Annotated in this window: 10 protein-coding genes; 1 reads left to right on the forward strand and 9 read right to left on the reverse strand. The window is 44.3% G+C overall.

Annotated elements, in window-relative coordinates; genetic code table 11:
- Positions 1-2 precede the first annotated feature (2 nt).
- The 4 genes from L4C38_RS07650 to L4C38_RS07665 form a co-directional block, all read right to left on the reverse strand.
- On the reverse strand, positions 3-737 hold the full coding sequence (locus tag L4C38_RS07650) for a sulfite exporter TauE/SafE family protein (protein ID WP_428796945.1): 735 nt from the start codon (positions 735-737) through the stop codon (positions 3-5).
- 83 nt (positions 738-820) lie between these two features.
- Positions 821-2,029, reverse strand: a complete 1,209-nt coding sequence (locus L4C38_RS07655) for an MFS transporter (protein WP_428796946.1) — start codon at positions 2,027-2,029, stop codon at positions 821-823.
- A gap of 7 nt (positions 2,030-2,036) precedes the next feature.
- A complete protein-coding gene (locus tag L4C38_RS07660) occupies positions 2,037-2,216 on the reverse strand; it encodes a hypothetical protein (RefSeq protein ID WP_428796947.1) in 180 nt (59 codons plus the stop codon).
- Positions 2,217-2,697: 481 nt separating this feature from the next.
- Positions 2,698-3,501 (reverse strand): Cof-type HAD-IIB family hydrolase, encoded by an 804-nt coding sequence (locus tag L4C38_RS07665; protein ID WP_428796948.1) that lies wholly within the window; start codon positions 3,499-3,501, stop codon positions 2,698-2,700.
- 325 nt (positions 3,502-3,826) lie between these two features.
- Here L4C38_RS07665 and L4C38_RS07670 point away from each other — a divergent pair, with 325 nt between their 5' ends.
- Positions 3,827-5,674, forward strand: a complete 1,848-nt coding sequence (locus tag L4C38_RS07670) for a M3 family metallopeptidase (RefSeq protein ID WP_428796949.1) — start codon at positions 3,827-3,829, stop codon at positions 5,672-5,674.
- Positions 5,675-6,125: 451 nt separating this feature from the next.
- Here L4C38_RS07670 and L4C38_RS07675 read toward each other — a convergent pair whose 3' ends face one another.
- The 5 genes from L4C38_RS07675 to L4C38_RS07695 form a co-directional block, all read right to left on the reverse strand.
- Entirely contained in the window at positions 6,126-6,989 is an 864-nt protein-coding gene (locus L4C38_RS07675; RefSeq protein ID WP_428796950.1) for a helix-turn-helix transcriptional regulator, read from the reverse strand.
- 153 nt (positions 6,990-7,142) lie between these two features.
- Positions 7,143-8,378 carry an MFS transporter gene (locus L4C38_RS07680; RefSeq protein ID WP_428796951.1) on the reverse strand — a complete coding sequence of 412 codons (1,236 nt, stop codon included), beginning with the start codon at positions 8,376-8,378 and terminating at the stop codon, positions 7,143-7,145.
- Between the two features lie 8 nt (positions 8,379-8,386).
- Positions 8,387-10,360, reverse strand: a complete 1,974-nt coding sequence (locus tag L4C38_RS07685; protein ID WP_428796952.1) for a TonB-dependent receptor — start codon at positions 10,358-10,360, stop codon at positions 8,387-8,389.
- A gap of 51 nt (positions 10,361-10,411) precedes the next feature.
- On the reverse strand, positions 10,412-12,091 hold the full coding sequence (locus L4C38_RS07690) for an ABC transporter ATP-binding protein (protein ID WP_428797169.1): 1,680 nt from the start codon (positions 12,089-12,091) through the stop codon (positions 10,412-10,414).
- 1 nt (position 12,092) lies between these two features.
- A complete protein-coding gene (locus tag L4C38_RS07695; protein WP_428796953.1) occupies positions 12,093-13,763 on the reverse strand; it encodes an ATP-binding cassette domain-containing protein in 1,671 nt (556 codons plus the stop codon).
- Positions 13,764-13,854 lie beyond the last annotated feature (91 nt).

A 13,854-nucleotide genomic window follows, 5' to 3' on the forward strand; every position in this document is an offset into this window, starting at 1 on the left:
AATCAAATCGCCGCCAATCCTTGCCACACCGCGGTAGCGCCACTTAATGAGCATAGCAGCAAAGCTCCAATGCGAATTTTTTCCTTTGGTAGAGCGCCTGTCGTCGCACGGGCTAACTGGTAACCAAGCCACCCTGCAGGAAGCAACGGAATCGTAATCCACACATGATGAAGAGTTAAAAAGCCAGCCGGAGCCTGAACCGATAGCGATATAATTGAGCTAAAGACAAAAAACGCAGACAAATTACCACGCAATTGGTTCGCTTCTTGGTGCTGTAACAACAATGCCATTGGAGGACCACCAATCGCCGAGCTGGTACCAAAAAATCCGGAGAAAAAACCGGCTATTCCCATGCGGGTTGGAGTGGGCTCAATGCGAAATGGCAACAAACTAACCACAACAGCAAACAACACCAATAAGCCTAACCACAACGATAGTACGTCACCCGAAACCATCACCAATAACACACCACCAGCAATAGAGCCCGGTACGCGTCCGATCAACGCCATTTTTAGCCCACCAATTTCAATACTGCCTCGATGTTTCAGCGCGTTGAGGATAGAAATAAACAACGCCACCATACAAATTGGTGCTGGTACATAGTCAGGAGAAACAAGAAACAATAACGGCGCAGCTACAATCGCCAAGCCAAAGCCGATAGAAGTTTGAACGAAAGAACCGACAAAAATCAGAAATGCGGCTAAGAGCGCTTCTGATGTGACCCACTCTGAAAGCATGGAGGAAATCCAAAATAGATAAAGAAGAGAGCCGATTATAACTCAGCTCTCTTCTTGTCAGTTAATAATAAATTGGTTAGTAATTATGCAGCAGCCAGACGTGCTAGTGGCTTGTCATTGATAGGAATGTGAATTAGAGCTGCAGCAAAGGCTAGTACAACCGTAGACCACCAAATAGGGTCATAACTGCCATAGTAATCATAGATTCGACCGCCTACCCATGCTCCAAGAAAGCTACCAACTTGATGAGTAAAGAAAACCAGCCCATACAGGGTTGATAAGTAGCGAGGACCAAAAATCTGGCGTACTAATCCAGAGGTTAAAGGCACCGTACCCAACCAGCAGAAACCAATTGCCGCGCCGAAAATCGCAGCGGTATTTTCCGTAATAGGCAAAGTAACAAAACCAGTTATCACCACAGTGCGCATCAAATACAACGCCGTCATAACATAACGTTTGTTGAATCGATCACCCATGACTCCCCAAAAGTAAGAACCAAAGATATTAAAGATGCCGACATAAGCCAGTGCCATCGCCGCACTAGATGCTGGTAGATGCTTATCAGCCAAATAACTAGGTAAATGCGTTGCAATAAACATAACGTGAAAACCACAAACAAAGAAACCTGCGTGGATCAGCCAGTAGCCTTTATGTTGAAAGGCTTCTTTGATCGCCTGAGTCAATGTTAAGCCATCTTGAACATTGCTGACCGCCGCACTGTTATTTTTCTGTAATGTTTTCATAAACATACTTAGCGCCATCATCACAGTGCAAAGCACTGCAAAAACTTGCAAAGCTTGCTGCCAGCCAAAATCACTCAATAACCATTGAGCGCTTGGGATTATGGCAAACATACCAAACGAGCCAGCAGCAGTGGTTAAACCAAATGCTTTCGCTGCATGCTCTGCTGGCACAACTTTAGCTACCGCACCCAACACAATTACATAGCTTGTTGCACTTAGTCCCAAGCCAACCAGAGCACCAAGTGAGACATACAACATGCTCGCTTCGCTAGTGATTGAAGTGAGATACAAACCCAACGCATAAGAAAGTGCCCCTAAAAAGATAATGCGTTTCGATCCAAATTTGTCTGCCGCCATGCCGATAAACGGCTGAAAAACACCAAACAATAAATTTTGCAAAGCAATCGCAAAACTAAAGAACTCGCGCCCAGTGCCAAAATGCTCCGAGATTGGCATCATAAAAATACCGAAAGATTGGCGAATGCCAAGGCTGGTGATCAACACGCCAATGCCTAGCCATACCAATAATGGAAAACGGAAAATACTCATAACAACCTTAGTGATGATGTGGATGAGAAGAGGAACCTTCTGCGCCACTTTGTTGATGACAGCCCATATCAACCGCTTGCTGTGCCAATAGATCCAACAAGGGCTCGCAGTTATGCACTGCAACCAAGGTTACGCCTAGCAGCAACACCATTCTGGTTAACTGAGCAGTCAATGATTGTGAGAACATACGGTGTCCTGAAATTAAAAGAGCGCGGAGTGTATGGCTGTACTGATAAAACATCCAATGACATTTTGTAAGCCAATACATGCGTTCTATGCATGAATAACTTTATACCCAAGTGACTTCAAGATGCAGGATTCAGAGTCTTGTCACTGGTACAAGTTTAAGGAAAATAACGACGTGGAATAGCCGTCTATTTCCTAGTTGTTTGACGCAAAAATGGTTCCAGTGGCAGACTCCCACGGGGCGAGTTGGCTAAGGGGTTATTTAAAAGTGAAGGAATTAATATAGAGCAACTCGCGGTCAGAGCCGGATTCAACAACGCAGTCAGCATGCGTCATCACTTTAGGCGCATTGCTGGTGTGTAACCTAAGCAATATCGAACTCAGTTCAAAAGCAGTTGAACTGACTAACACACATCGACCAACCAATAAGCCCTGCTTTAAGGGCAGGGCTTTCTGGCTTCAACACGGGCTAACGTATATCACTAGACGTTAAGTACGGTTTCCTTTATCACTTTCAATACGCCATTATCGAGATTACTTGGCGCGCTAAATCGAGCCAGTTGTTTAACGTCTGGATGCGCATTCTCTACCGCGTACGAATGGTAGCTTGATTTAAGCATTTCAACATCGTTGAAGTAATCACCAAAACTCATGGTTTGCTCATGGGTGAAACCCAATGTTTGTTGCAGATGTTCGATAGCCGCGCCTTTTGAAGCTTGTGCGTTCATCACATCTAACCAAATACGCGCACTCACTACCACTTGATTGGTTGCACCAAATTTTTCGTTTAATTTTGGATAAACAAACTTTTCAGTGCTATCAAAATGGCAAATGGCAATCTTGATAAACTCATCGTCCACTTTGAGTAAGTCTTCAACATAAAGGCATTGATGGTAATACTTCTTTAGCTCCGCAATGGCTTGGGGATCTTGTGTTTCAATATAAGCCGATTGCTTACCACACAATACGATATACGCCCCTTCGATTTGGCGCGCTTCTGCCACAATACCTTCAACGGTATCATTGCCTAACGGACAACAATATAGCTCCTTGCCCTGATGCATAACCAAGGTACCATTTTCAGCAATGTACATGATTTCATCTTTAATTGGCCCAAACGTTTGCTGCAAGCTTGCATACTGACGACCAGAAGCAGCGGCAAAAATAATACCTTTCTCGGTAAGCTGTCGATAAACATCGAAAAACTCAGGGGACAACTGAGAAGAGTCATCCAGCAAGGTACCATCCATATCGGAAGCTATAAATTTAATATTGTGTAGAGACATTATTGGGCACTTATTTAGATACGCAGAACAACGAGATTGCTTGATCTCAAATGGATTGTAAACCCCTAAAGGGGGAGAGACTTTGTTAAACTGCATCCGCATTTTTATATCAACATGAACACCTATCAAATCCATGCCATATGTTTGTCTACCAGAGCATACATTTCGAGCCCAACATGCTAATTCGAAATAAAAATCATTAACTTGCCTCTACAGTACTGGGAATAAACGACACAATATGGATAATGGTCTCGTAATTATGTCACGCAGCATGGTAAGGCACGATTAAGCCTTAGCTGTACAGAACACAGATTAAAGGAATGACATGAAGGCTACGCAATTTCTTAACGAACTAAATGACCGCTACCTTGCCATCCACCGCACCAAAGAAGATTTCTTTTGGGATACGTATATGGGGATCAGTGACGATCACCAAGGTGCGGCGCAAGCGCAAACTCAATGGACTCAATTTCTGAGTAGTACAGAAAATTTACGCCAAGTAAAACACTATCTAAATCTCGCAGAGCAACTAGATGATGAGCAAGAAAAATTTGCCACACAGCACGCTCTCAATGGCTGGTTAGCAGTGTTTGAAACGCACGGCATTGAAGACCCAGCCACGGCAAAACAACAAGCCGATTTGATTCAATTCGAGTCTGAGCTTTTCAAAGCCAAGCAAAACCATCCTTTGCAATACAGCAATGACAACGGCGAGCGAGTCGAAGGTTCACTGCCTGTATTAGCATCAGCGATTCGTACCAGTGATAACGAAGTCACGCGTCAATCTGCGCATCAAGCCTTTTTAGATTTAGAGCAATGGTTGCTGCATAACGGATTTCTTGAATTGGTTAAGCGCCGTAATCGCTTTGCTCGCGCACTTGGTCACGCCAACTACTTCGATTACTCGGTACAAAAAACTGAGCATATGAGTAGTGATGAACTGTTCAGCATACTCGATGATTTTGAACAGCGCACCCGCTCTGGGCATTCGAACGCACTCAGCAACCTTGCACAAGCCAAAGGTTCATCATCACTTGAAGGGCACAACTTTGTTTATGCCTACTCTGGTGATGCCATGCGTGACCTTGACCCATATGTGCCGTTTTCTCAATCACTGCGTCGTTGGATTGCATCATTTGGACGACTCAACATTGATTACTCTGGCGCAGAGTTAACCCTCGACTTACTTGATCGTAAAGGCAAATACCAAAATGGCTTCTGCCACGGTCCCATTCCTTCATTTTACGATCAAGGCGAATGGGTCGCGGCTAAAGTTAACTTCACCAGCAATGCCAAGCCAGACCAAGTCGGCAGTGGCTACAGTGGCATCAATACCTTCTTCCATGAAGGCGGGCATGCGGCTCACTTTGCCAACATAAAGCAAAACTCACCGTGTTTTTCCATTGAGTTTGCGCCTACTTCTATGGCGTACGCAGAAACTCAATCGATGTTTTGCGACAGTTTGCTAAACGATGCCGACTGGCTGAAACTTTATGCATTCAACAGCCAAGGCGAAACGGTACCTGATAGCATAATCAAAGCCATTACGGTAAGCGGGCAGCCATTTAAAGCCTACGAAGAGCGCTCTATTTTGGTCGTGCCTTATTTTGAGCGTGCTCTATATCAATTGAATGATGAAGAATTGCAACCAGAGCTTGTCACTGCACTTGCCCGTAAGATAGAAAAGCAGATCCTCGGATTAGAATGCAGCCCTCGCCCACTAATGGCGATCCCTCATCTACTATCAGATGAATCAGCTTGTTCGTACCAAGGCTACTTGCTTGCGCATATGGCGGTCTATCAAACTCGGGCATACTTCCTAGAGAAGTTTGGCTATTTAACCGACAACCCAGAAATTGGTCCATTGCTTTGCGAGCATTACTGGAAACCGGGCAATAGCATGACTCACAATGACACTATCGAAAGCCTCACTGGCGAAGGATTTAATGCGAAGTATTTAGCTGACGAATGTAACCTTTCAGCGGAACAAGCATGGCAAATTCAACAACAAAAAATAGCATCTCTTACTTCGCGTAGCCAACAACCACCGGCTGCACTGAATGCTGTCATTAAAGTTGTAGATGGTGCTGAGGATCTAGCGAACAACGCCACATCTGACGATGATATGTGCCAGCAGTTTGAACGCTACATCCATCAAGTGTACGGCTGCTAATCAAACATTAGCGAATTAATAGTAAGTACTCACTGAAACAAAAGCCGCTATCGCTGTATAGCGGTTTTTTATGCTTGCTGTTGCCAGTAGATAGTAAAGTGTGAGTATTTCCCATATTATTTCTCATCATAGAAAGCTGTGTTTGAACAAAGGTCAGTTCGACTGTTGGTTGTTACATCGAGATGTTCCGAAAGTCAGAATGCGGGAATGATAAACCTTTATGAGACAACTCTTCAAACTTAACTCTTTGTATATGTAGTCAGAGTTAAGTTTGAGCCTCAAAGTAACCACGATTGCTATTTGAAATAGCCCCTGTGAGTGATGTTAGAAGTCTGATTGTAGGACAATGATTTAGTTCACTCGATTTTCAAGCAAAGCCAAGTGCGTCTTGATAGTACCTCACCAACATCTTTATCAAGATTTGCAACAGGATCCTTTTAAGTACAGATTTTTATCCTAAAAGGCGACTTCGAAATGTTTTGGGCGTGAGTCCAGTGTGTTGTTTGAAGACCTTCGAAAAATAACTGCCACTTTGATAGCCCAAGTCTAGGGCGATTTTGGTAATGGATTCATTCGGGTTGGCTAAGCGCTCTTTAGCAAGGTTGATGCGATAAGCTTGTATCCAGCTTGCAACGCCCATATTGAACTGCTCTCTAAAGGACTGTTTTAAATAACACTCATTGGTTGCGAGTTCTTTAGATAAGCCTGGAATGTTCCAATCGATATGAGGTTGTGTTGCAATAAGATCGCAGGCTTGTTCGGCTAGAGATTTAGGCTCTTTGTGCACCATGAGCAGCGCGAGTAGCTCTAAGATTTTTCCTCTTAGCCATACTGTTCGTGCAACACCTTGGAAGTCATTGTTCCAAATCGATTTGGCAACGTTGAGAATCTCTCCCGTAAGCGGCATTTGCCAACCCGTCTTATAAAGATCAAAAGGTTTGAATGATGAGCCTCTGTTTTGAGGAAGAAGGTTTTTAGTCAAGCTATGGCGTAATGGGAAGTGGATTCGAATATTCTCAATTCGACCGCCTTCCCCTAACTCGATTGGGTTTACTGGTTCAGGTTCAGGCAAAAGCGACGCGATACATCGAGAAGCAAAAGATGCCGCAGGATAATCAGGGTATTTGGGACTGTAGGCATGGTTGGTACCAGCAAAGCTGATATAGAACCCTGAGTCTGCCGGATCATTAAATTGAATGTCCGTTGTCGCAGTACAGTTAACGATGTAGGCATTCACACCATCATCGAGAGCGACAACATCAAGCGTTCCATCTACGCCGCCAACTAAGTTTAAGCTCTTCACGATATTACTCATTGTTTCAGCCTTCGTCGTTTTCTCGTGAGCATCTCCCTGAACAATTAATATAAATGATAATAGATATCAGTTGTAGATATTATTGAACTAAGTAGAGCTAGCAGAGAAAGAAGCTCTTTGCAGAATTCGAGCTTCTTTGACGACAAGGCTTGGTTAGGTTTGTGAGGCGAGGTTCGCCTTCTCGGTTGGTTTTAACGCAGGGATTATGAATATTGCGATGAGGCTAAAGGCCATCATTAATGCAAAATTCATCGAATACCCCAAAGAGCTAATTAATGCGCCACACACGATTGCCATCACGATTGCAATGAACATATCCATCGATTGGAAAAGCGAGAAATTCACACCTGACTGATGACCAGAGGCAAAGCCCATCATTAGAGTGTATAGCGCAACAAATTTAGCGGAGGTAATAACGCCATTGACTACATAGACACCCGCGATGAACCAGCCCAGTTCGGCGATATTTAGGTCGTATACTAAGTAGAAGCTAAAAGCCACGACTTCAAAGACGATCATCAGCAGTAGCACATTGAGTGCATTACTTTTTTTGATCAACCAGCCACCTAAAACAACACCAAGCAAGCCAGTAATAACCCCACCACCTGCAACCAAAAGACCTAAGCTTTCTAGCTGTATGCCGCTGTCGACTAAGAAAGGCATCATCATTGATAAAACCCCTCTTGTCCCAAGTTGCGACAAGGTAACCAGAAGTAACCCAATCCTCACTTTAGGGTTAGAAAATGCAGCTCTAAGGGAAGGAGTATGTGTTGCAGGTGCGCTTTGTTGATTGTCGCTTTTAAAGAACAAAGAAAGCGTTGGCATGCTGAATAACAAAGTCAGCAGAGCCAGACCGAGCAATGCGGTTTGCCAATCGAGCAGCGCCGTGACATAGATAAATAATCCGCCACCAAAAACCGCACCAAGATACGCTCCACCAACTTGCATTACGTTGCCTAGGTATCTTTTCTTTGCTTCCAGTTGATCAATCGCCAGACCATCTGTGGCGATGTCAGCGAAGCTAGAAAATAGGCTAATAGCAAAAACACCAACAAAGAGTGTCGTTCGACTCTCGATGGTGCCAATGATGCAAAGAGCGACGAGTATGGCAATCAATACCAGCTGAGAACCAAAAATAATGATGGCGTGATTTTTTAAACACGCCCCTTTTTTTCGTTGTCGCTCAATCCAAGGTGACCACATAAATTTGGCGACCCAAGGAAGCATCGCAAGGTAGAACAACCCGATTTGAGAAGTACCTAATCCCTCATGTCTCATGACTGCAGGCAAACCTTGAAGCGTAAACATACTCACTAGGCTTTGAATGGTATAAACGCTCGCCAGAACGGCGAGCAATGGTTTGAGTTTTATTCCTAGAGTGTTAACCATGCGTTTCGTTACCACTCGTATTTCGCTTTCACACCAATTTCTCTACCTGTACCGTAATTGCTGTATGTCTGACCGTAAGAAAACGCGTAAGTAGTGTAGTCTTTGTCGGCAATATTGTTGCTAAATAGTGAAATAGACAGGGCTTGGCTGTAGTCGTAGTCAATTGATAGATCAACCAAAGTGTACGCACTTTGCGATAGTGAGTTAGCTTCGTTAAAGTAAATTTTAGAGTTATAACGAGCTTGAGAATTGATCGAAATGTCGCCTTGGATTCCTGTTATCGGTAAGTAATAGTTAAAGCCCAACGTTGCAGTCGTGTCTGGTGCGTAAGGCAGGCGATTCCCTTCAAATGTACTGTTGTTCGATTCAAATGTTGAACGTCCATAAGTCCCTGCGGCAGTGATGGTCAGATCATCGGTTGGGTAGAAAGCCAGCTCGGCTTCGATACCTTTACTCAGTGCTTCACCCATATTTTTGAGAGTTTGGTTACCTGGCGTGCCAGTGTATAGCTGAGTATCGTCCGTTTTGACCCAGTACAATGCGCCACTAAAATCGACTTTTTGATTCGCAAAGCTGGTACGCCAACCTAGCTCACCATTAAGTGATTTTTCAGCGTCATAACCGTTTGCATCTGCATTACTCAGTGGTACGACGTTGTACCCTCCTGGGCGGTATCCACTTGTTATCGAAGCATAAAGTCTAGTTTCCTCATTCGCTTGCCAACCAATTGCGGCTTTTGGCGAGATCATCGATTCTGTCTGCTCCTTGTCATACGGATTAATAAACCATGCCGGGTTACCGTTGAAATCAGAATTTACTTTTAGGTATGAAGCTCGAGCTCCAAGTGTAAAGTCCCACTGTGGTGCAAACTGGTATTTTGCCTGTCCAAACAACGCGTAAGTGTCATAATCCAATATGTTTCGTGCGTTGTTTGCTGATACGTCCAAACGGCGATATTCCAAGTAGCCGCCAATTACGTAGCTAAAACGATCGTTGTATTGTTGGTTTAGGCGCAGTTCCTGGCTGAACTTGTTTTGGTCTTCTTGGTAGTGACCATATACGTATTCACGGTCTATTTCGCGTGTTTGATAAGCGGTGATGCTCGTAATTTGTGAGGAACCTAAATCGTAACCAAGATTCAAAGCAAAAGTATTTACGTCTCGCTTAAGCTTGGGGATAGGTGCGTCTTTGACCCCAGAATCATATTCACCTTCAGTGAGGTACCATTCTTCATGACTGTCGAGCTTATCAGCGGCGACTGATAGAGTTGCGCTAAGCTTTGAGTTGTTTGGTAAATAATGAAAGCGAACTTTTAACGCTTGCTCATCTGCATCGTTTGCGTCTTTTTTCCCGCTGGTAACGTGCTTAATGTCACCTTCATCGTAGACATATCTGGCTGCGACATCCGCTGAAATGGAGTCTGATAAACGGGTAGCGGCGACAGCATCAACTTGCTGGCTTAAATTAGAATATAGAACAGAGGCTTTAACTTCTGTTGAGTCAGTTTCACGACGAGTCACGATGTTAATGACACCGCCTTGCGCATTCCCACCGTAAAGTGTTCCTTGTGGACCGCGCAGCAATTCAACTTTTTCCACGTTAATCAGCGGTTGAGTTACAAAAGCGTTATCCTGAAGGACGCCATCCACATAAATGCTCACGGTTGGAGAGTAGTAGTCTGGTGAACTAATCCCACGGACAGTGGTGTTGGCGTAAGTTCGATTTCCGCGAGTTTGTATGAGCAGCCCTGGGAATACCATCTCCAGATCTTTTACCTGATAGATGCCCGCTTTTTCGAGCTCTTCTCCTGTTTTGACCACAACAGAATTATTCACTTGTGATAAAGGAGTATCGAATTTGGTTGCTTCAACGACAACCACTTCCATTGCTGGTGGTGTTTCTTCGGCATAGGAGTATGAGGTTCCCAAAATAGTGAGGATAGCGCTCGCAATGACGGTGTGCGGCGAAGAAATCTTGTACATACTGTTTTCCTTGAATCTGAATAAGTTAGCACTACTCACAGCGCTGAATTTTTAATTATTATGTTGAGCTTCCCACAGAGACTGGTAGTAGGAAGAGGTTGTGATTAATTGGTCGTGCGAGCCAAAATCATCGATGCGACCTTGGTTCATCAAATAGATGCAATCCGCATCGACAATGGTGTCGAAACGATGAGCAATCGTGATCATTGTTTTGGAGGCAAAACACTCGGTAATGCTTTGCAGGATTTCGCGTTGCTTATGTTGGTCGAGTGCGGATGTAAATTCATCGAGCAACACAATTGGCGCATCATGGAGTAACGCTCTCGCGAGTGATAAACGCTGGCGTTCCCCACCAGATAAATCCTTGCCATTTTCATTAATCTCGGTATTAAGCCCTTGCGGCAAGCGATCGATCAGATCATCAAGCCCAGCCGTTGTTATCGCTGTTTCTAATTCGACTGTGTCCGCGTCTATTTTGGCAATGAGCAAGTTGTCTTTTAGAGTCCCAGCGAACAGCTGCACATTCTGGGTAACGTAGGAAATGTGTTGATACCAGTGCATTGTCCCTGTCGCTTCTACCGTACAACCGCCAATTTCTACCGATCCGTGAGAGGGAATATGGAATGCGGCGAGCAAATCCAACAGCGTGGTTTTTCCGGCTCCACTAGTACCAACAAGCGCAATATGCTGCCCATACGGAACCTGTAAATTGATGTCTTTAAGAATGGTATTGCCATCAAGGGTTAACTCAACCCCTTTGAATTTGATGTCGTAATGGTGGGACTGGACACCATGCACAGGTTGTTGTGGCTCTTGGCTTAGGGAGTATAAGCGATCAGCAGATTTTTCCATGTATCTGAGCAACGTAGAGAAAATGGTCATTCGCACAAATGGTCGGATACAAGCAACAGCAGCAATGATAGAGACTAACCACTCCCCGTGAGTAAGGTTGCCAATACTCGTCAAGTAAGCCCCGAGTGCTGCAACCATCGGAATAGAAAGCTCAAGCAGTAAGCTCGCTAGAATGACCCCCATTCCGCCAGCCCATTCAACCCCTAATCCTGTTTTACGCAAGTCAGCTAATTCCTGATTGAGTGGAACGGCTAATACTTCACTGCGACCAAAGCGTTTTAGTGTCGGTAAACAAGCAATGTATTCGAGCAATTTGTTAGTACAAGATGCGTTTTTATCGACATGGCGCTGTGCTTGTTTTGAAAAGTTTTCTTCGAACTTCCATAGTAATAGGCTCGCACTTGCCATAACAATCAGCATGAGCAAAGCAAGGTAAACTGAGCAGAATAGCAGCACACAAAGCATCGCGATCGGAATCACCAAAGCCGCAATCAAGTCAGCAATCAGGTGACTAAAAATGTCTTCGAATGCTTTTAAATCACGAGTGATTAGCTTAATTCTTTCTCCCAGACCTTGACCGGTTATCTTGGAAAGTGGTTGGCTGCGAATGTCATGCAGCAACACTTTTCTTAGTTGGTGAGTAATGTCATAAGCGCCTAAGAAGCTCTGTTTGGCGGATTGTCCTAATCGCCATTGAGCGACAACCGTGATAAGCGAAATCGCTAATAGGATTTCAAAAGAAAATAACCATGTTTGGGTAAGTGCTCCGAATAACATTAGCCAACAAATTAGCGGCAGGAGTTCGCTTAGCACTTTGCCGACAATCCCAATAAAAAACGTTTTTGGGTTGATATCAGCGTGATCGACTAGTTTGAACATGTTACGCACAGATAGTCTCCTCAAGAGCAATTTCTTCAAGCTGAGCGTGTGATAACGAAAACGCTCGGTTAGCTATGCTTAGTGCTTGTGGACCATGACTGATGACCAATTGGATTTGTTGCGGTGCGTATTGTCGGATTGCCTCTAGAACGCGATTTTCCGTCACTTTATCTAGGTGAGAAGTCGCCTCGTCTAAAACCAGAATGGTAGGGCATACCAGCATTGCGCGAGCGATGGCTAACCGCTGTAGTTCCCCACCACTAAAGTTGCGTTCGGTTTCATCCATACTGCAATACAAACCGTTCGGAAGTTGTTCGATAAGTGCAGAAAGTCCAAGTATGTCGAGGAGTTTGAGAATCTCGGAGTCGTGTATCAATCGGTCACCTAAAACCAAGTTTTCGCGTATTGATGCGCTAAAGAAAACAGGGTGTTGGTCCACAACTGAGATAAGTTGGCTTCGTTCTCTATCGGACATCGAAGAAACCGCTTTTTGGTTAATAAACCAATCGCCTTTGTATGCTGATAATTCCCCGTATAGCGTTGCCAGTAGGCTGCTTTTTCCTGAACCTGACGCCCCTTGAATCACGATGCACTCGCCATGAGACAGGTGGAGATTTAACCCTTTCACGATCTCGAGTGAGCCACGTCTTACCCCCAAATTTTCACAAGAAAGTTCTACGTAAGGCATTGCCACGGATTTGAAATGTTGATTTGACGTCGCAGGTAATAGAGGCAGTATTCGCTCTAGAGAGGAAAAGGACTGCTGTACTTGCCCAAATATTTGCGTCAGGTCTAACCATGGTTTAAGGATCCCGGCGCAAAGAATCACGATCATCGCGAGATCTACGGGGGTTAATGAACCTTGGGTTAATTTTACGATTGCAAACGGAATGACAAGAATCAAAGACGCTTGAGCTAAGGTGGTAAAGGTGACCCATGCACCCACCATTTGATTGGTATAAGCGTTAACCAGTTTGTGATGCTTAGTCATGTTATTACTTAACTGGCGATAAGAGTCAGCATCAACGCCGAAAAGTTTCATTACGCCGATGCTGCGTAAGAATTCCAGTTGCGCTTTGTGCATATTAGCAACAACTTGGTTGTACTTTTTTTGCCTGTTTGAAAAGCCACGCATCATGACCATTTGTGCAAATACCGCAAGGGGGAGAGGACTTAATGCGATTAACCCTAACTGCCAGTCGACACTTACCATAAAGCCAAGCAGAACAAGCGGAAGTAGAGTGCCAGTAATAATATCGGTCGTGTGGTGAGCAATAAGAGGTTCTAAGCTCTGACAATCGTCACTGAGTCGCTTTTCTAAATCTCCGCGATGATATTGCATCAGCTTAGCGGTTGGCATTTCAGACAGAGCGCGAACGAGCTTTTGCCTAATGGTCTGAATGATTTGATAGGCTGCGAGATGCGCCTGCCATACCGAAATTGCATAGAAAAAATAGCGCACACATACTGCGACAACCACAAGGGCTAAGTAGAAATACAGACTTTGTGTGTTCAGGTGTTCACTCAATGCGACGTATAAGCAAATCCAAACGGTGAGCTCTGCAAGGACGCACAACATAGCGCTAACACTTGTATAAGTGATGCGTTTTTTTTCCGTTTTTAATAATGAGATGAGTGCTTGAGTAACGCTCATCTTGTCCGTTAGATGCATAGATGACTCCTTAATGGGAGGTATTCTCATCTAAGCGTTATTTTAACAATAGCAATATCGGGAAATAGAAAGCGAATATCGGGAAACTTTG

Source organism: Vibrio kasasachensis, assembly GCF_050337565.1.
In the GTDB taxonomy this organism is placed as follows: Bacteria; Pseudomonadota; Gammaproteobacteria; order Enterobacterales; family Vibrionaceae; genus Vibrio; species Vibrio kasasachensis.

Excerpts from the sequence above, each read along its gene's own strand:
- L4C38_RS07650 (WP_428796945.1), bottom strand. The coding sequence starts at position 737 with ATGCTTTCAGAGTGGGTCACATCAGAAGCGCTCTTAGCCGCATTTCTG.
- L4C38_RS07655 (WP_428796946.1), bottom strand. The coding sequence starts at position 2,029 with ATGAGTATTTTCCGTTTTCCATTATTGGTATGGCTAGGCATTGGCGTG.
- L4C38_RS07660 (WP_428796947.1), bottom strand. The coding sequence starts at position 2,216 with ATGTTCTCACAATCATTGACTGCTCAGTTAACCAGAATGGTGTTGCTG.
- L4C38_RS07665 (WP_428796948.1), bottom strand. The coding sequence starts at position 3,501 with ATGTCTCTACACAATATTAAATTTATAGCTTCCGATATGGATGGTACC.
- L4C38_RS07670 (WP_428796949.1), top strand. The coding sequence starts at position 3,827 with ATGAAGGCTACGCAATTTCTTAACGAACTAAATGACCGCTACCTTGCC.
- L4C38_RS07675 (WP_428796950.1), bottom strand. The coding sequence starts at position 6,989 with ATGAGTAATATCGTGAAGAGCTTAAACTTAGTTGGCGGCGTAGATGGA.
- L4C38_RS07680 (WP_428796951.1), bottom strand. The coding sequence starts at position 8,378 with ATGGTTAACACTCTAGGAATAAAACTCAAACCATTGCTCGCCGTTCTG.
- L4C38_RS07685 (WP_428796952.1), bottom strand. The coding sequence starts at position 10,360 with ATGTACAAGATTTCTTCGCCGCACACCGTCATTGCGAGCGCTATCCTC.
- L4C38_RS07690 (WP_428797169.1), bottom strand. The coding sequence starts at position 12,091 with ATGTTCAAACTAGTCGATCACGCTGATATCAACCCAAAAACGTTTTTT.
- L4C38_RS07695 (WP_428796953.1), bottom strand. The coding sequence starts at position 13,763 with ATGCATCTAACGGACAAGATGAGCGTTACTCAAGCACTCATCTCATTA.